17 protein-coding genes are annotated in these 18,919 nt (G+C 56.5%); 13 read left to right on the forward strand and 4 right to left on the reverse strand.

Annotated features, from left to right (window positions below):
- From tar to AB6731_RS02560, 11 genes are all read left to right on the forward strand, one after another.
- The gene (gene tar, locus AB6731_RS02510; protein ID WP_371005853.1) at positions 1-1,665 is read left to right on the forward strand and encodes a methyl-accepting chemotaxis protein II; all 1,665 of its coding nucleotides are present in this window, start codon (positions 1-3) and stop codon (positions 1,663-1,665) included.
- 44 nt (positions 1,666-1,709) lie between these two features.
- Positions 1,710-3,311, forward strand: a complete 1,602-nt coding sequence (tap, locus tag AB6731_RS02515; RefSeq protein ID WP_020883383.1) for a methyl-accepting chemotaxis protein IV — start codon at positions 1,710-1,712, stop codon at positions 3,309-3,311.
- 19 nt (positions 3,312-3,330) lie between these two features.
- Positions 3,331-4,197 (forward strand): protein-glutamate O-methyltransferase CheR, encoded by an 867-nt coding sequence (cheR, locus tag AB6731_RS02520; RefSeq protein ID WP_014170664.1) that lies wholly within the window; start codon positions 3,331-3,333, stop codon positions 4,195-4,197.
- Entirely contained in the window at positions 4,194-5,243 is a 1,050-nt protein-coding gene (locus tag AB6731_RS02525; protein ID WP_014170663.1) for a chemotaxis response regulator protein-glutamate methylesterase, read from the forward strand. Before cheR ends, AB6731_RS02525 begins: the two co-directional genes overlap by 4 nt.
- A 17-nt stretch (positions 5,244-5,260) precedes the next feature.
- Positions 5,261-5,650, forward strand: a complete 390-nt coding sequence (cheY, locus tag AB6731_RS02530; protein WP_000763862.1) for a chemotaxis response regulator CheY — start codon at positions 5,261-5,263, stop codon at positions 5,648-5,650.
- A gap of 13 nt (positions 5,651-5,663) precedes the next feature.
- On the forward strand, positions 5,664-6,308 hold the full coding sequence (cheZ, locus tag AB6731_RS02535) for a protein phosphatase CheZ (protein WP_047744911.1): 645 nt from the start codon (positions 5,664-5,666) through the stop codon (positions 6,306-6,308).
- Between the two features lie 274 nt (positions 6,309-6,582).
- Entirely contained in the window at positions 6,583-7,731 is a 1,149-nt protein-coding gene (gene flhB / locus AB6731_RS02540; protein WP_371005854.1) for a flagellar biosynthesis protein FlhB, read from the forward strand.
- On the forward strand, positions 7,724-9,802 hold the full coding sequence (gene flhA, locus AB6731_RS02545; protein WP_014170658.1) for a flagellar biosynthesis protein FlhA: 2,079 nt from the start codon (positions 7,724-7,726) through the stop codon (positions 9,800-9,802). The genes flhB and flhA overlap by 8 nt, the downstream gene beginning before the upstream one ends.
- Entirely contained in the window at positions 9,799-10,194 is a 396-nt protein-coding gene (locus AB6731_RS02550; protein ID WP_126547620.1) for a flagellar protein FlhE, read from the forward strand. The genes flhA and AB6731_RS02550 overlap by 4 nt, the downstream gene beginning before the upstream one ends.
- Before the next feature lie 265 nt (positions 10,195-10,459).
- On the forward strand, positions 10,460-12,043 hold the full coding sequence (locus AB6731_RS02555; protein WP_025203842.1) for an MFS transporter: 1,584 nt from the start codon (positions 10,460-10,462) through the stop codon (positions 12,041-12,043).
- Positions 12,044-12,047: 4 nt separating this feature from the next.
- Positions 12,048-13,187 (forward strand): glycoside hydrolase family 105 protein, encoded by a 1,140-nt coding sequence (locus AB6731_RS02560; RefSeq protein WP_032680772.1) that lies wholly within the window; start codon positions 12,048-12,050, stop codon positions 13,185-13,187.
- Positions 13,188-13,221: 34 nt separating this feature from the next.
- Here AB6731_RS02560 and argS read toward each other — a convergent pair whose 3' ends face one another.
- Entirely contained in the window at positions 13,222-14,955 is a 1,734-nt protein-coding gene (gene argS / locus AB6731_RS02565; protein ID WP_371005855.1) for an arginine--tRNA ligase, read from the reverse strand.
- 239 nt (positions 14,956-15,194) lie between these two features.
- On the opposite strand from argS, the gene AB6731_RS02570 reads away from it, so the two are divergent.
- Positions 15,195-15,755: a VOC family protein gene (locus tag AB6731_RS02570; protein WP_371005856.1), complete on the forward strand. Its 561-nt coding sequence runs from the start codon at positions 15,195-15,197 to the stop codon at positions 15,753-15,755.
- Between the two features lie 76 nt (positions 15,756-15,831).
- The gene (cutC, locus tag AB6731_RS02575) at positions 15,832-16,575 is read left to right on the forward strand and encodes a copper homeostasis protein CutC (RefSeq protein WP_121339431.1); all 744 of its coding nucleotides are present in this window, start codon (positions 15,832-15,834) and stop codon (positions 16,573-16,575) included.
- 187 nt (positions 16,576-16,762) lie between these two features.
- On the opposite strand, the gene cmoB is transcribed toward cutC, so the two are convergent.
- From cmoB to AB6731_RS02590, 3 genes are read right to left on the reverse strand one after another with little or no spacing between them, the layout of a single operon-like run.
- A complete protein-coding gene (cmoB, locus tag AB6731_RS02580) occupies positions 16,763-17,734 on the reverse strand; it encodes a tRNA 5-methoxyuridine(34)/uridine 5-oxyacetic acid(34) synthase CmoB (protein WP_371005857.1) in 972 nt (323 codons plus the stop codon).
- Complete coding sequence (gene cmoA / locus AB6731_RS02585; RefSeq protein WP_014170649.1) at positions 17,731-18,474, reverse strand: carboxy-S-adenosyl-L-methionine synthase CmoA; 744 nt, start codon at positions 18,472-18,474, stop codon at positions 17,731-17,733. Before cmoA ends, cmoB begins: the two co-directional genes overlap by 4 nt.
- A 40-nt stretch (positions 18,475-18,514) precedes the next feature.
- A complete protein-coding gene (locus AB6731_RS02590; RefSeq protein ID WP_020883391.1) occupies positions 18,515-18,910 on the reverse strand; it encodes an MAPEG family protein in 396 nt (131 codons plus the stop codon).
- Positions 18,911-18,919 lie beyond the last annotated feature (9 nt).

Genomic DNA, 18,919 nt, shown 5'->3' on the forward strand with positions numbered 1-18,919 from the left:
ATGTTGAACCGTATCCGCGTTGTCACAATGCTTATGATGGTGCTGGTCATTTTCGCACTTCTTCAGCTTACCTCCGGCGGGCTTTTTTTCTCGTCACTTAAACAAAACCAGGACAGTTTCGCCGCCTCGAACGATCTCCGCGTACAGCAGAGTGAACTGACGTCGACGTGGGATCTGATGCTGCAAACGCGTATCAACCTGAGCCGCTCTTCCGCCCGCATGATGATGGATCCAAATAATCAGCAGAGCAGTGCGAAAACGGAACTGCTGAAAAATGCGCGGGCGACCCTTGCTGACGCCGCGAAACACTACGACGCCTTTAAGAAAATCACGCCACAGCCTGCCATGGCGCAGGTGAGCCAGAATATCGATGAAAAGTACAACGCCTACTATGCCGGTCTGACGGAGCTTATTCAGTTCCTGGAAAGCGGTAACATGGACGCGTATTTCGCGCAGCCTACCCAGGGGATGCAAAACGCCCTCGGTGCGGCACTCGGGGAATATGCCAAAGCCAGTGGCGACCTGTATCACTCGGCCTTTACGCAAAGCCAGAATGATTACCGCTTTGCCAAATGGCAGATGTCCGTCATGGCGCTGGCGCTGGTCATCGTGCTGGTGGGCGTGTGGTACGGCATTCGCCACATCCTGCTTAATCCTCTCGGTCGCGTCATTGCCCACATTCGCGAGATTGCCGGTGGTGACCTGACCAAAACGCTGACCGTTTCCGGGCGCAATGAAATTACCGAGCTGGCAAACAGCGTTGATCATATGCAGCGCTCGCTAATTGAGACCGTCGCCAACGTGCGTAACGGATCGGAAGCCATTTATACCGGTACCAGCGAAATTGCGATGGGCAACAACGATCTGTCGTCGCGCACCGAACAGCAGGCGTCGGCGCTCGAAGAGACCGCCGCCAGCATGGAGCAACTTACCGCGACCGTGAAGCAGAACGCGGACAACGCCCGTCAGGCCTCACAGCTGGCGGAAAGCGCGTCCGAAACGGCGCAGCGAGGCGGTCGCGTGGTGGACGGCGTGGTGAAAACCATGCACGAAATCGCCGACAGTTCGAAGAAAATCGCCGACATCATTAGCGTTATCGACGGCATCGCTTTCCAGACCAATATCCTCGCCCTCAACGCCGCCGTTGAAGCCGCACGTGCGGGCGAGCAGGGGCGCGGGTTTGCCGTGGTGGCCGGGGAAGTGCGCAACCTTGCCAGCCGCAGTGCCAACGCGGCGAAAGAGATCAAGGCCCTGATTGAAGACTCCGTTTCCCGCGTCGATACCGGCTCCGTGCTGGTAGAAAGCGCAGGGGAAACCATGAATGACATCGTGAATGCCGTTACCCGCGTAACGGACATCATGGGTGAAATCGCCTCTGCGTCGGATGAGCAGAGTCGTGGTATCGACCAGGTCGCTCTGGCGGTATCGGAAATGGATCGCGTGACACAACAAAACGCCGCGCTGGTGCAGGAGTCCGCTGCGGCGGCCGCTGCGCTGGAAGACCAGGCAAGCCGTCTGAAGATGGCCGTCTCGGCGTTTCGTCTCGCTTCACTCGCTGGAAACACGGTCACCCCGCAAGCAACGTATCTCGCGCCTGCCGCAGCAGCGGCAGCGACCCGTAAACCTGCAGCGACGACCGGACATGAAAACTGGGAAACATTTTGACTGACATTTAAACCGCGGCTGCTTGCCGCATGATGGGAGCGTGGATGTTAAATCGTATTCGTATCTCGACCACACTGTTTTTGATTCTGATCCTTTGCGGTGTGTTGCAGGTTGGCAGTAACGGGTTGTCTTTTTGGGCGTTTCGCGATGGCTATCAGAATTTGCAGGAAGTTGAGGCGAGTAACCAGCAGCGCGCCGCCGTGGCACAGACGCGCGCCGTACTGTTGCAGGCAAGCACGGCGCTGAACAAAGCGGGAACCTTAACCGCCCTGAGTTATCCGCCGGATGACATCAAGGCGTTGATGGTGACCGCGCGCGACAGCCTGAAGCAGGCTGACGCGCAGTTTAACGCCTTCGCGGCACAGGACGCCGGCAGCGCGGAAGTGAAAGCGCTGAAAGTCGCGATGAAGAAGCGTTTTGATCAGTGGCACAGCGACCTGGATCACCAGGCGACCTGGCTTGAGAACAACCAGCTCTCGGACTTTATGACCGCGCCAGTCCAGGCGTCCCAGGCGGCGTTTGATGCGAGCTTTAATGCCTGGCAGCAGAACATTAACCAGTTTGTCCAACGCGCCGGGAATGACAGCCGTAAAAACTACCATATGTCAGGCGTGATTTTTGCTGTGGTGGTGATTCTGGCGGTACTGCTGACCGGCGGTGCCCTGTACTGGTCGCGCAGAATGATTGTGCAACCGCTGGCGATCGTCAGCAGCCACTTCGACAGTATTGCGAAGGGTAACCTGGCGCGTCCGGTGGCGGTGTACGGCAAGAACGAAATTTCGGCGATTTTTGCCAGCCTGAAGGCGATGCAGGGCGCCCTGCGGGAAACGGTCTCCGATGTGCGACAGGGCAGTTATGCCATGCACACCGGGATCTCGGAGATTGCGGCAGGCAATAACGATCTCTCGTCGCGCACCGAGCAGCAGGCAGCTTCGCTGGCGCAAACGGCTGCCAGCATGGAGCAGCTCACCGCGACGGTAAGCCAGAACGCGGATAACGCGCGTCAGGCGTCTGACCTGTCCAGACAGGCGGCGATGACGGCGAAGAAGGGGGGCGATCAGGCCTCTCACGTGGCCAGTACCATGCAGGACATTGCCGCCAGTTCACAGAAAATTGGCGACATCATCAGCGTGATTGACGGTATTGCGTTCCAGACCAACATTCTGGCGCTGAACGCGGCCGTTGAAGCGGCACGCGCCGGTGAGCAGGGGCGTGGTTTTGCGGTTGTGGCCGGTGAAGTCCGTAATCTGGCGAGCCGCAGCGCCAACGCCGCGAAAGAAATTAAAGGACTGATTGAAGAGTCCGTCTCACGTGTCCAGCAAGGCTCTGCCCTGGTGGACACGGCGGCGAAAACCATGCACGAAATCGTCACCTCCGTTACGCGGGTTAACGACATCATGGGCGAGATTGCTTCTGCGTCCGATGAACAGCGTCGCGGAATTGAGCAGGTGGCCCAGGCGGTAAGCCAGATGGATCAGGTCACGCAACAAAACGCCTCGTTAGTGGAGGAAGCGGCAGCGGCAACCGATCAGCTGGCCAGCCAGGCGGATCATCTGACCGGGCTGGTCGCGGTATTTAATGTGAAAGAGCACGTTGAAGCAGTAACAGAAGTCGGGCGGTCGCAGGCCGTGCCAGTTGTATCCTGAATGTAATTAAGAAGGCGCTATGACATCACCAATGCCCCCAGGGCAAACGTCATTACTGTTGCAGATGACACAGCGCCTCGCGCTGTCCGACGCGCATTTTCGTCGGATATGTCAGTTAATCTACCAGCGTGCGGGGATTGTGCTTGCCGATCATAAGCGAGACATGGTCTACAACCGTCTGGTGCGGCGCTTGCGTACGCTGGGGCTGGACGATTTTGGTCGCTATCTGAGCATGCTCGAAGCGAACCAGAACAGCGCAGAGTGGCAGGCTTTTATTAACTCGTTAACCACCAACCTGACCGCATTTTTCCGTGAAGCTCACCACTTCCCGGTCCTGGCGGAGCACGCGCGTCGCCGCAGCGGGGAGTATCGCGTCTGGAGTGCGGCCGCCTCAACCGGGGAAGAGCCGTACTCGCTGGCGATCACCCTTGCCGACACGCTGGGCATGGCGCCTGGACGCTGGAAAGTCTACGCCAGTGATATTGATACCGAAGTGCTGGAAAAGGCACGCAACGGCGTGTATCGCCAGGATGAACTGAAAACGCTGTCACCTCAGCAGTTGCAGCGTTACTTCATGCGCGGGACCGGCCCGCATGAAGGCCTGGTGCGCGTGCGCCAGGAGCTGGCGAACTGTGTCGAATTCGCGCCCGTTAACCTGCTGGATAAGCAGTACAACGTGCCGGGGCCATTCGACGCTATTTTTTGCCGTAACGTCATGATCTATTTTGATAAAACGACGCAACAGGACATTCTGCGTCGGTTTGTTCCGTTGCTCAAGCCTGACGGTTTACTGTTTGCCGGGCACTCGGAAAACTTCAGCAACCTCGTGCGTGAGTTTAGCCTGCGTGGGCAAACGGTATATGCACTGAGTAAGGAAAAAGCATGAGTAAAATCAGGGTGTTGTCTGTCGACGATTCTGCGCTGATGCGCCAGATCATGACTGAAATTATCAATAGCCACAGCGACATGGAGATGGTGGCGACAGCGCCTGATCCGCTGGTAGCGCGGGATTTAATTAAAAAATATAACCCCGACGTGTTAACGCTGGATGTCGAAATGCCGCGCATGGATGGCATTGATTTCCTGGAAAAATTGATGCGCCTGCGGCCCATGCCGGTGGTGATGGTCTCATCCCTGACCGGAAAAGGATCTGAAATTACCCTGCGTGCGCTGGAGTTAGGGGCGGTGGATTTTGTCACCAAACCTCAGCTTGGCATTCGTGAAGGGATGCTGGCGTACAGCGAAATGATCGCCGAGAAGATCCGCACCGCGTCACGTGCGAAGCTTGCCGCGCACAAACCGATGGATGCACCGGTAACGCTGAAGGCCGGTCCTTTACTCAGTTCGGAAAAACTGCTGGTGATTGGGGCGTCAACCGGGGGAACAGAGGCAATTCGTCATGTACTCCAGCCATTGCCGCTTTCAAGTCCGGGTATTCTGATCACGCAGCATATGCCACCAGGCTTTACCCGCTCGTTCGCCGAGCGTCTGAACAAGCTGTGTCAGATCAGCGTGAAAGAGGCGGAAGACGGTGAGCGCGTACTCCCCGGCCATGCGTATATCGCACCGGGTGACAAGCATATGGAGCTGGCGCGCAGTGGCGCTAACTATCAAATCAAAATTCATGACGGGCCGCCGGTAAACCGGCACCGTCCGTCGGTGGATGTGCTGTTTCATTCGGTGGCGAAACATGCGGGGCGCAACGCCGTTGGGGTGATCCTGACGGGGATGGGTAACGACGGTGCCGCCGGAATGCTTGCAATGCACCAGGCTGGCGCCTGGACGATTGCGCAGAATGAAGCAAGTTGTGTGGTGTTCGGCATGCCGCGCGAGGCCATCAATATGGGTGGCGTGAGCGAAGTGGTCGATCTTAGCCAGGTAAGCCAGCAGATGCTGGCGAAAATCAGTGCCGGACAGGCAATACGTATTTGACTCAGGAGTATTATTTTATGGCGGATAAAGAGCTTAAGTTTTTGGTTGTGGATGACTTTTCCACCATGCGTCGTATCGTACGCAACCTGCTGAAAGAGCTGGGCTTCAACAACGTTGAAGAAGCAGAAGACGGCGTTGATGCGCTGAACAAACTACAGGCGGGCGGGTTTGGTTTTGTTATCTCCGACTGGAACATGCCAAACATGGACGGTCTGGAACTGCTGAAAACCATCCGTGCGGACGCGGGAATGGCGTCATTGCCGGTTCTGATGGTGACCGCAGAAGCGAAAAAAGAGAACATTATTGCCGCAGCACAGGCGGGCGCTAGTGGCTATGTTGTGAAGCCGTTCACTGCGGCCACCCTGGAAGAGAAGCTCGGTAAGATCTTCGAGAAACTCGGCATGTGAGGTGTTGGTTATGATGATGCAACCTGCTATGAAACCCGTTGAAGAACACTCGCCCAGCGATATCATTGCCCGCATCGGCAGCCTGACACGCATGCTGCGTGACAGCCTGCGTGAACTGGGGCTGGACCAGGCAATTGCCGAAGCGGCGGAAGCCATTCCGGATGCCCGCGATCGTCTGGACTACGTTGTGCAGATGACCGCTCAGGCGGCTGAACGTGCGCTGAACAGCGTTGAAGCGTCACAACCGCATCAGGATGCGATGGAGAAAGGCGCGAAAGCGCTGACCAAACGCTGGGATGAGTGGTTTGAGAATCCAATCGAGCTGGCGGATGCCCGCGAGCTGGTCACGGATACCCGTCAGTTCCTGGGCGATGTGCCGGACCACACCAGCTTTACCAACGCGCAGCTGCTGGACATCATGATGGCGCAGGATTTCCAGGACCTCACGGGCCAGGTTATCAAGCGCATGATGGATGTGATTCAGGAAATTGAACGTCAGCTGCTGATGGTGCTGCTGGAGAACATTCCGGAACCGGCCGCTCGTCCAAAACGCGAGAACGAAAGCCTGCTCAACGGTCCACAACTCGACGCCACCAAAGCGGGCGTTGTGGCAAGCCAGGATCAGGTAGACGACCTGCTGGACAGCCTTGGTTTCTGATTGAGGTGATGACCCTCAGGTTGCGCGCGCAACCTGAGGGTATGCCGCTTAATTTTGGGTGCATAACGCTGGGGTGGCTGGCCCTTGCTCACGCCCTACTTGCTGACAGTGTTGCCAAACGCTATCTCAAATTTTTTTGCCGTTTTTTACTCATCACCCGATTGCTCCGACGCTGAACTGGCTAAAAGAACCCGGTTATTGGGTTTTTTCAACCCATTGATGAAGGGTCAGGCTGGCATGATACCCGTGACTAAATGGGCTGCGAGCAGGCACTGTGGCAGAAGAGAACGACGACAAAACGGAAGCCCCCACACCCCACCGACTAGAAAAAGCGCGTGAGGAAGGGCAGGTCCCCCGATCCCGAGAACTGACATCCCTGCTGATCCTCATCGTAGGCGTGTGCATTATCTGGTGGGGTGGGGAGGCGCTCGCCCGCAAACTGGCGGGAATGCTCTCGGCTGGCCTACGTTTTGACCACAGTATGGTCAACGACCCTAACCTGATCCTCAGCCAGATAATCCTGCTCGTTAAAGATGCCATGCTTGCGCTGTTGCCCCTGATTACCGGCGTCGTGCTGGTGGCGCTGGTCTCGCCCGTGATTCTGGGCGGTCTGGTGTTTAGCGGGAAATCGCTGCAACCCAAGTTTTCGAAACTGAACCCGCTGCCGGGGATTGCGAAAATGTTCTCGGCGCAAACCGGTGCGGAGTTGCTTAAAGCGATTCTGAAATCGGTCCTGATGGGCAGTACCGGCGGTTTTTTTCTGTGGCACCACTGGCCGGAAATGATGCGCCTTATCAGCGAATCGCCGTTAACCGCGATGAGCAATGCGCTGAACCTGGCCGGGCTCTGTGCCCTGCTGGTGGTGCTCAGCATTATTCCCATGGTGGGTTTTGACGTTATCTTCCAGCTTTACAGCCACTTCAAGAAACTGCGCATGTCTCGTCAGGATATTCGGGATGAATATAAGCAGATGGAAGGTGACCCGCACGTGAAAGGGCGTATCCGCCAGATGCAGCGTGCTGCCGCCCGTCGACGGATGATGGAAGATGTGCCAAAAGCCGACGTCATTGTGACTAACCCGACACACTATTCCGTTGCGCTGCAGTACGACGAAAACAAAATGAGCGCGCCGAAAGTGGTGGCGAAAGGGGCGGGGCTTATCGCCCTGCGTATTCGTGAAATTGGTACCGAAAACCGGGTGCCCATACTCGAAGCGCCTCCGCTGGCGCGAGCGCTGTATCGCCATGCGGAAATTGGACAACAGATCCCAGGACAACTCTACGCCGCGGTGGCGGAAGTGCTGGCCTGGGTATGGCAGTTGAAACGCTGGCGTCTGGCTGGCGGTCAACGGCCTGTGAAACCTGAGAACCTTCCGGTGCCTGACGCGCTGGATTTTATGAACGAGAAGGACACTGATGGCTAATCTGGTGGCAATGTTGCGCCTGCCCGGCAACCTGAAATCGACGCAATGGCAGATCCTTGCCGGACCGATTCTCATCCTGCTAATTCTGTCGATGATGGTCTTGCCGCTTCCGGCGTTCATCCTCGACCTGCTTTTCACATTCAACATTGCGTTGTCCATTATGGTTTTGCTGGTGGCGATGTTCACCCAGCGCACCCTTGAGTTCGCCGCATTCCCGACCATTCTGCTGTTTACCACCTTGTTAAGGCTGGCGCTGAACGTGGCGTCAACCCGTATCATTCTGATGGAAGGTCATACCGGTGCTGCTGCGGCGGGTAAAGTGGTTGAGGCATTCGGCCACTTCCTGGTCGGCGGTAACTTTGCCATCGGTATCGTGGTGTTCGTCATTCTTGTCATCATCAACTTTATGGTTATCACCAAAGGTGCCGGACGTATCGCGGAAGTGGGCGCGCGTTTTGTGCTTGACGGGATGCCGGGCAAGCAGATGGCCATCGACGCGGATCTGAACGCCGGGCTTATTGCCGAAGATGAAGCCAAAAAGCGCCGCTCGGAAGTGACGCAGGAAGCTGACTTCTACGGCTCAATGGACGGTGCGAGTAAGTTTGTTCGCGGTGATGCCATTGCGGGCATCCTGATCATGGTGATTAACGTGGTCGGCGGCCTGCTGGTGGGCGTGCTGCAGCACGGCATGGACATGGGCCACGCGGCGGAAAGCTATACGCTGCTGACCATTGGTGACGGTCTGGTGGCTCAGATCCCGGCGCTGGTCATCTCAACGGCGGCGGGGGTTATCGTGACCCGCGTCAGTACCGATCAGGATGTTGGCGAGCAGATGGTCGGGCAGCTCTTCAGCAACCCGCGCGTGATGCTGCTGGCCGCCGCGGTGCTGGGCCTGCTCGGTCTGGTGCCGGGAATGCCAAACCTAGTGTTCCTGCTGTTCACTGCGGCATTGCTGGGCCTTGCCTGGTGGATGCGTGGCCGTGAGATGACCCCGGCAGCGGAACCTGCTCCGGTAAAAATGCCGGAGAACACGCAGGCCGTGGAAGCGACCTGGAACGACGTTCAACTGGAAGATTCGCTGGGAATGGAAGTGGGGTATCGCCTCATCCCGATGGTCGATTTCCAGCAGGATGGCGAACTGTTGGGCCGAATCCGCAGCATCCGTAAAAAATTCGCCCAGGACATGGGCTTCCTGCCGCCGGTGGTTCACATCCGCGACAATATGGATCTGCCGCCTGCGCGCTATCGTATTCTGATGAAAGGCGTAGAGATTGGCAGCGGTGATGCTTATCCAGGCCGCTGGCTGGCCATTAACCCGGGCACCGCGGCGGGTACGCTGCCGGGCGAGCAAACCATCGACCCGGCCTTTGGCCTGGCTGCCATCTGGATTGAAAGCGCGCTGAAAGAGCAGGCGCAAATTCAGGGCTACACCGTGGTGGAGGCGAGTACCGTGGTGGCGACCCACCTGAACCATCTGATTGGACAATTCTCGGCAGAGCTGTTTGGTCGTCAGGAAGCCCAGCAACTGCTCGACCGCGTCACGCAGGAGATGCCGAAGCTGACGGAAGATCTCGTGCCAGGCGTCGTGACGCTGACCACGCTGCATAAGGTGCTGCAAAACCTGCTCGAGGAAAAAGTGCCGATCCGCGATATGCGTACCATTCTGGAAACCCTCGCCGAGCATGCACCGTTGCAAAGCGATCCGCATGAACTGACGGCGGTGGTGCGTGTGGCACTGGGACGGGCGATCACGCAGCAGTGGTTCCCGGGCACCGGGGAAGTGCAGGTTATCGGCCTCGATACGCCGCTTGAACGTCTGCTGCTGCAGGCTCTGCAGGGCGGTGGAGGGCTGGAACCTGGCCTGGCCGACCGTCTGCTGGAGCAAACACAAGAGGCGCTGGCGCGTCAGGAGATGCTGGGTGCGCCACCGGTTCTGCTGGTGAACCATGCGCTGCGTCCGCTGCTGTCGCGCTTCCTGCGCCGTAGCCTGAACCAGCTGGTCGTGCTGTCGAATATGGAGTTGTCGGATAACCGTCATATCCGTATGACGGCGACGATCGGAGGAAAATAATGCGTAAGTGGTTATGGATCTTACTTTTTCCGCTGGTGGCCCAGGCCGCCGGGGAAGGGACCTGGCAGGCCAGCAGTATTGGCGTGACCCTCAGCAATCGCGGTGTCGCCATGTCTTCGCGACCACTATCACCGACTGAGCCGGTGTCCGGTCTGATGACCCTGGTGGTCTGGAACTACACGCTTATTGGCCCAACGCCTGCCGGGCTTCGGGTTCGGCTGTGCTCCCAGACACGCTGTACGGAAATTGACGGAGCGAATGGCACCACTCAGGCCTTCAACGGCGTGCCTGCTGTCGAACCTTTGCGCTTTATCTGGGAAGTGCCGGGCGGCGGACGCCTGATCCCTGCGCTGAAAGTTCAGCGTAATTCCGTCATCGTCAACTACCGCTAATACCCCGCCTTCTGCGTCAGCCATCAGCCATTTCTGATGGCTGGCTCGCAAAAAAATGACCTCCTCTTTTGATGTAAGAGAAACGCTGTTTTATAAATCAGTGACACGCGTAACGACACTCTTTGCATTTTTGCCAGCCGCTTGCCGGTGATGGCAAAAACAGAAAGGTATCACCAGGTCGATACTCTTACTGTAGCCGTGTAATAACTCCCGGATCAGATTTTGCTTACAGGGAGTCTCCCAAAACTGAGTAGGGTTGACGGCAATGAAAACACGAAAAATTGGACTCGCAAATTATCTTGCTTACGGGTCAGGCGATTTCCTCGGGGCGGGAACCACCGCCCTGACGGCGGCCTGGCTTTTGTATTTTTATACAACGTTCTGTGGACTCTCCCCGATTGAAGCAACCTTCATCTTTGCCGCCGCAAGGGTACTGGATGCCGTCGTCAGCCCTTTGATGGGCTTTTTGACCGATAACTTTGGCACGACCTGGCTCGGCAAGCGCTTCGGTCGGCGTAAGTTCTTTATTCTGCTGGGGATCCCGTGCGTATTCAGCTACTCCCTGATGTGGGTGGGGGAGATGAGTTTCTGGTATTACCTGCTGACCTATCTGGTGTTCGATATCGTCTACACCATGATTCTGGTGCCGTACGAAACGCTGGTGCCGGAAATGACCGATGACTTCAAACAGAAAACCCGCTTCTCAGGTGCCCGTATCTCGATGGCGCAAATGTCTGCCATCCTGGCCTCATTCCTGCCGGGGATCCTGCTCACGCATTTCGGCAAAGACAACGCGGTCTCCTTTTTCTATGCAAGCCTGGTCTTCTCCGTTCTGTGCGCGCTGATGCTGATGCTCGTCTGGTTCTTCACCTGGGAGCGACCGCGGGAAGAGTGGAGCGAAGCCGCCCTGCGTGCCGAAGAGGAGAAGAAGAAACTGTCGCTCGGGCAGAGCCTCAACCGCCTGTTTGTGGAGTTGAGCTCAACGCTGCGCGTGAGAATTTTCCGTCAGCATCTGGGGATGTACCTTGGCGGGTATATCGCCCAGGACGTCTTTAATGCCGTGTTTACCTACTACGTGGTTTTCGTGCTGATGCAGGAAGCATCCATGGCCTCCAGCCTGCTGGGCACGATGGCCATCTTCCAGTTTATTGCGGTTATCGCCATGATCCCGCTGTGCATTCGCTTCGGACCCGCGCCGTCCTATCGAATGGTCGTGGTGCTGTTTGGCCTGGCATCGCTTTCCTACGCCGTGCTGTATTACGCGGGCCTGAGTGATATCTACTCTCTGTTATTGCTGGTCTCTGCAGTTGCCGGTCTGGGACGCGGTGGGATCAACTATGTGCCGTGGAATACCTACACCTACATTGCTGATGTCGATGAAGTGATCACCGGCCAGCGCCGCGAAGGGATTTTCGCCGGCATCATGACGCTGACCCGCAAAGCCTCGCAGGCGGGGGCGGTAATGCTGGTGGGCATTGTGATGCAGATGTCCGGCTTTGTCAGCGGACAAAAGACCCAGCCCGCGGAAGTGAGCCACACCATTCTGCTGATCCTGAGCGTGGGAACGCTTCTGGTTCTGTTCTGCGGCTTCCTGGTCTCGCTGCGTTTCAAACTCAATTTGCACACCCACACCACGTTGCGTGAAGAGACCGCCAAAATGCGCGCGTCTGGTCGCGCCATTCCTGAGAGTGCGACACCAGAAGCCCGCGCCACCGTGGAGATGCTGGCCGGTATGCCTTATGCGTCGCTGTGGGGCAATAACAACATCGGTTATCTGAATCGTAATAAGCCTGCGGCACCTTCGCTGAAGGGGCGCGCGGTACTGAATTCGACATACAACAGAGGTTAAGATAATGAAAGTTTGGCCGGTCAAACACAGTCCACTCCTGCGTCAGCCTGCGCATTTCATCGCCCGGGACGAGCTGAAATCGCTGATTGAAAAGGTGACACATAACCTCGTTAATATCCACGATACAACAGGTGAGTTTTTACTGCGCCTGGACGACGGGCGGGTCATTGACACCAAAGGATGGGCAGGCTGGGAGTGGACCCACGGCGTGGGGTTATACGGTATCTGGCAGTATTACTGCCAGACGGGCGACGAAGCGATGCGTGACATCATTGACCGCTGGTTTGCCGATCGTTTCAGGGAAGGGGCGACCACCAAAAACGTGAATACCATGTCACCGTTCCTGACGCTGGCATATCGTTACGAAGAGACCAGAAACCCGGCCTGGCTGCCGTGGCTGGAAAGCTGGGCGGAGTGGGCCATGAATGAGATGCCGCGCACCGACCATGGCGGCATGCAGCACATCACCCTGGCGGAAGAGAATTCTCAGCAGATGTGGGATGACACGCTGATGATGACGGTTCTGCCACTGGCGAAAATCGGCAAACTCCTTAATAAACCGGAGTACGTTGAAGAGGCGGTGTATCAGTTTCTGCTGCACGTGCAAAACCTGATGGATCGTGAAACCGGCCTGTGGTTCCACGGCTGGAATTACGAAGGCCACCATAACTTTGCGAAGGCACGCTGGGCACGAGGCAACAGCTGGCTGACCATCGTGATCCCGGATTTCCTTGAGCTGGTGGATTTGCCTGAACATAACGCCGTTCGCCGCTACCTTGTGCAGGTGCTGAACGCGCAGATTGCGGCCCTCGCCAAATGTCAGGACGATAGCGGCCTGTGGCATACGCTGCTCGACGATCCGCACGCCTACCTTGAGGCGTCAGCCACGGCAGGCTTTGCCTACGGTATTCTGAAAGCGGTGCGTAAACGCTATGTCGGCGCGGAATATGCTGAGGTGGCGGAGAAAGCGATTCGCGGCATTGTGGAAAATATCTCGCCGGAAGGGGAGTTACTGCAGACGTCGTTCGGTACGGGGATGGGCAGCGATCTGGCGTTCTATCGCCAGATCCCACTCACGTCGATGCCCTATGGACAGGCCATGGCAATCCTGTGTTTAACGGAATACCTGCGCAAATATTTTTGAACATAAAAAACCCGGCGATGGCCGGGTTTGTTTATTACATGCGCTCTATGGTTTCGATACCCAGGGTATCCAGACCCAGCTTCAGGGTCTTCGCCGTCAGCTGAGCCAGCTTCAGGCGGCTGTTGCGGACCGCTTCGCTTTCCGCAGACAGGATAGGGCAGTGTTCGTAGAAACCGGAGAACAGACCCGCCAGATCGTACAGGTAAGAGCACATCACGTGCGGGGTACCGTCACGTGCGACAACGGCCAGCGTCTCTTCAAACTGCAGCAGACGTGCCGCCAGCTGGGCTTCGCGATCTTCGGAAATGATCACCTCAGCATTGTCCAGCGCGCTTTCATCGATACTGGCTTTACGGAACACGGAGAGCACGCGGGTGTAGGCATACTGCATATACGGCGCAGTATTACCTTCAAAGGCCAGCATGTTATCCCAGTCGAAGATATAGTCGGTGGTACGGTTCTTGGAGAGATCCGCATACTTCACTGCACCGATTCCCACGGCGTTGGCGAGTTTTTCCAGCTCATCGGCAGGCATATCCGGATTCTTCTCGGCCACCAGACGGCGGGCGCGTTCCAGCGCTTCGTCCAGCAGGTCGGACAGCTTCACGGTACCGCCCGCACGGGTTTTGAACGGCTTACCGTCTTTACCCAGCATCATGCCGAACATATGGTGTTCAAGCGGCACGGAATCCGGCACGTAGCCTGCTTTGCGCACGATAGTCCATGCCTGCATCAGGTGCTGGTGCTGACGGGAGTCGATGTAGTACAGCACGCGGTCCGCATGCAGCGTTTCGTAACGGTATTTCGCACAGGCGATATCGGTGGTGGTGTAGAGATAGCCGCCATCCTTTTTCTGGATGATCACGCCCATCGGTTCACCTTCCTTGTTTTTATACTCATCAAGGAACACGACCGTCGCGCCTTCGCTCTCAACCGCCAGGTTTTTGGCCTTCAGGTCAGCCACAATGCCAGGCAGCATCGGGTTATAGAGGCTTTCACCCATCACATCGTCACGGGTCAGGGTAACGTTCAGACGGTTATAGGTGAGCTGGTTCTGGGACATGGTGATGTCAACCAGTTTGCGCCACATCTCGAGGAAGTACGGGTCACCGCCCTGCAGTTTTACCACGTAACTGCGCGCGCGCTCGGCAAAAGCGTCGTCTTCGTCGTAGTGTTTTTTAGCTTCGCGGTAGAACCCTTCCAGGTCTGCCAGGGCCATCTCACCCGCGTTTTCCTGCTGCTGTTTTTCCAGGTAAGCAATCAGCATCCCGAACTGGGTACCCCAGTCGCCCACGTGGTTCGCGCGGATCACTTTGTGTCCGAGGAATTCCAGGGTACGCACGGCCGCGTCACCGATAATGGTGGAACGCAGGTGCCCTACGTGCATCTCCTTCGCCACGTTTGGCGCTGAGTAGTCAATCACCACGGTCTGCGCTTCTGGCTGGGAGACACCCAGACGGTCAGATTTCAGCGCCGCGTCAACGTGGCGTGCCAGGAAAGCAGGCTCAAGGAAGATGTTGATAAATCCAGGGCCGGCGATTTCAGTTTTGCTGGCAATACCGGTGAGATCCAGATGAGTCAGCACCTGCTCGGCGAGTTGTCGCGGCGGCATACCCAGTTTTTTAGCCACTGCCATCACGCCATTAGCCTGATAGTCGCCAAACTGTACTTTTGCTGACTGACGAACCTGCGGTTCGCAATCCGCAGGCGCACCTGCGGCAATCAGTGCCTGACTGACTTTTTCGGAGAGAAGAGCCTGAATATTCACCTGGATACCTTACATTTTTGATGCGGGCAAATAACCGCCCGCGCCAGTTAAAGAATTTAGGGCGGGAGTATACTGCAAATGCCTTCTGGCGTCAGCATTGCGGGGGCCGAAGATTGCTCAGAATCCAGGCTAAGAAAGCATGCATAAACATGCAGTCGTAAAAACCGCTATTCAGAGGTTGGTCGAAAGAGGGCAACAGAGTAAATTAGCGGCTTTGCGACACGATAAGAGGCTGACGTATGGCGAACTGGCACTCCATTGACGAACTGCATGATATTTCCGCAGATTTACCGCGCTTCACCCAGGCGTTCACAGAACTTGCCACCCGCCTTGGTCTGGATATTGCGCCGCTTAAGGCCGATCACATCTCCTTGCGCTGTCATCAGAACGCAACCGCCGAGCGCTGGCGTCGCGGGTTTGAACAGTGTGGCGAGTTACTCTCAGAGAACATCATCAACGGTCGCCCCATCTGCCTGTTCAAACTGCAAGAACCGGTTTGCGTGGCTCACTGGCAGTTCAGTGTGGTCGAATTGCCCTGGCCGGGTGAGAAACGCTACCCGCATGAAGGCTGGGAGCATATCGAAATTGTCCTGCCGGGTGAGCCCGAAACGCTGAATGCTCGTGCACTGGCGCTGTTGTCTGACGAGGGTCTGAGCAAGCCTGGCATTTTTGTGAAAACAAGTTCCCCGAAAGGCGAACGTGAGCGTCTGCCTAATCCTACTCTGGCCGTCACTGACGGACAGGTTACCGTGAAGTTCCATCCCTGGACGATTGAACAGATTGTTGCCAGCGAAGCATAAGATGTGACCGTACGCTGAGACCGGGCGTAGCCTGCGTGTCATGATGGTGCGTTAAGTGGATATTAAGGAGGATGTAATGGCTCTGCTGGAGATTTGTTGTTACAGCGTGGAGTGTGCCGTCACCGCGCAACAGCACGGGGCTGACCGCATTGAACTGTGCGCCGCACCCAAAGAGGGTGGGTTAACGCCTTCATACGGGATGCTGAAGTCTGCCCGTCAGGCTGTCACCGTTCCGGTACACCCGATTATTCGTCCTCGCGGCGGCGATTTCTGTTACACGCCGGGTGAGTTCAGTGCCATGCTTGAAGATATCACTCTCGTTGGCGATCTGGGATTCCCCGGCCTGGTTATTGGGTTGCTTGATGAAGACGGCAATGTCGATCTGCCGCGCATGCGTCAGGTCATGAACGCGGCAAAAGGGATGGCGGTCACTTTTCATCGCGCGTTTGATATGTGTAAAGATCCCCTGCAATCCTTTGATATTCTTGCTGAACTTGGCGTGGCGCGGGTCCTGACATCGGGTCAGCAGTCCTCTGCTGAAAAAGGACTGCAATTAATTACGGAACTAAAAGCACATTCCGGTGTTCCAATAATAATGGCGGGTGCGGGAGTGCGTGCCAGCAATATGGAACTGTTTTTAAACGCCGGGGTAGAGGAGCTTCACAGCTCTGCGGGCAAATGGATGCCATCGCCCATGCGTTATCGCAACACAGGGTTGTCAATGTCGACGGATGCTGAAGCGGATGAGTACTCACGCTACGGTGTAGAGGGAGAGTCGGTTGCGGTAATGAAATCGATGATTGAACGTCATCACGTGTAGCAACGTACCGATTTTTACCGCGCATCATGTCGCCCAATATGATGCTTGCTTGTACCAGGCCCCTGCAATTTCAACAGGGGCCTTTTTTTATGCCCCCTCACCCTAACCCTCTCCCCAAAGAGGAGAGGGGACAGTACGGTGCGGTCTTTTCTCCCTCGCCCTTTGGGAAGAGGGCCGGGGGGGGAATCTACGGTTTCGTCGCGATCAACACCGCGCGCATTGGCGCAGGATACCCTTCGACAGTCTTGCTGTGGTCTGCCGGATCGAGGAATTCCGCCAGCGATTCGGTGATCATCCAGTCGGTGCGACGCTGTTCTTCAGTTGACGTTACGCAGACATCGGCAATACGGACATCCACAAAACCGCATTTCTCCAGCCAGTTTTTCAGCGCCGGCGCGGAAGGGATAAAGTAAACGTTCCGCATCTGCGCATAGCGATCGCCCGGCACCAGAACGGTATTTTCATCACCCTCTACCACCAGCGTTTCCAGCACCAGCTCGCCGCCGCTGACCAGCTGATCTTTCAGCTGCCACAGATGTTCGAGTGGGGAGCGGCGGTGGTACAGGACCCCCATCGAAAACACGGTGTCAAACGCCTTCAGGGCAGGGAGCTGCTCAATACCCAACGGCAGCAGGTGCGCGCGCTGGTCGTTACCCAGCAATTTACGCACCGCTTCAAACTGGCACAGGAATAGCTGCATAGGGTCAATCCCCACCGCCAGATGTGCCCCTGCGCCAATCATGCGCCACATGTGGTAACCGCTGCCGCAGCCAACATCCAGAATGGTTCGCCCGGTCAGGTCGGAAAGGTGAGGCAGCACGCGATCCCATTTCCAGTCAGAACGCCATTCTGTATTAATGTTAACGCCGTAGAGTGAGAACGGACCTTTGCGCCACGGCATCAGGTTACGCATCAGCGTTTCAATGCGGTTTATCTGCCCGGGCGGAAGCGGCGTTTCGCTTTGCGCGGTAACGCTGTGGAGCAGATCCAGACGGTGTGGGGTCAGTTCCGGCAGAAACTCCACCGCGTTGGACCACTGCTTTAACAGACCATGCTGCTGATCCCGCTGCCAGGCAGCAATTTGTGCAGGCAGCGTCTCCAGCCAGTGGGAGAGGTGGTTTTTGGCAATCAGCTGATAGAGATTACTGAACTCGATCATGCGATGTCCCCACCTTTCAGCGCCACCAGTGAGCCGAAGTTGAAGCACTGGAACCACAGTTCGCTGTGCTCGAAGCCTGCCTGACGCAGGCGTGCTTTATGGGTTTCGACGGAGTCCGTCAGCATCACGTTTTCGAGCATGCTACGTTTCTGGCTAATTTCCAGTTCGCTATAGCCGTTGGCCCGTTTGAAGTCGTGGTGCATATTGAACAGCAGCTCACCCACTTCGGCATCTTCAAAGCTGAATTTCTCGGACAGCACCAGCGCGCCACCGGGTTTCAGGCCTTTATAAATTTTGTCCAGCAACAGCTGACGGTCTTCAGGCACCAGGAACTGCAGAGTAAAATTCAGAACCACCAGAGACGCGTTATGGATGTCGATATCACGGATATCACCTTCCACAACCTCGACTGGCGTCGGGGCTTTATACGCGTCGATGTGGCGACGGCAGCGTTCCACCATGGCCGGGGAGTTATCGACGGCAATGATTTTGCAGCCTTCATGGTGAACGTTACGACGAACAGACAGCGTTGCCGCGCCGAGCGAGCAGCCCAGATCATACACCTGCGTGCCGGGTTGAACGAAGCGCTCAGCCAGCATGCCGATCATAGAGATGATATTGGAATAACCGGGAACAGAGCGCTGGATCATATCCGGGAAGACTTCGGCTACCCGTTCATCAAAGGTCCAGTCGCCCAGGCTGGCGATAGGCGCGGAAAAAAGCGTGTCGCGATCTGACATAACGTAAAAATCCGGGAAAAATAAAGTGGCGTATTGTGCGCTAATGGAAGGAGAAAACCAACTCCCACGGCATATACCAAAGGTTAGCCAGCACCATCAGCAAAAGCGAACACCAGGTCGCGCTCATGCCGGAACGGCGCCAGCGGAATAAGCGATGGTGAAAGCCGTAATAATGCATTAACCGGCCTGCAATCAGAAGCAGGCCGCAGACGTGCACCATCCAGGTTTCCGCGCCGTTCATTTCCATAAACAGCAGCAAAATTAACGCAACGGGGATGTACTCAACCGCGTTACCGTGAATGCGGATAGCGCTTTGTAACTCAGAAAAACCGCCGTCACCGTAAGAAACACGGTACTGCATCCGCAGGCGCACAACATCAAATGAAAACTTAATCAGCAGTAATGCACCTAACACCGCATACAGCGCGCTGACCATACTAACTCC

Origin of the sequence: Enterobacter sp. RCC_40 (genome assembly GCF_041360735.1) — a bacterium.
GTDB lineage: Bacteria > Pseudomonadota > Gammaproteobacteria > Enterobacterales > Enterobacteriaceae > Enterobacter > Enterobacter ludwigii.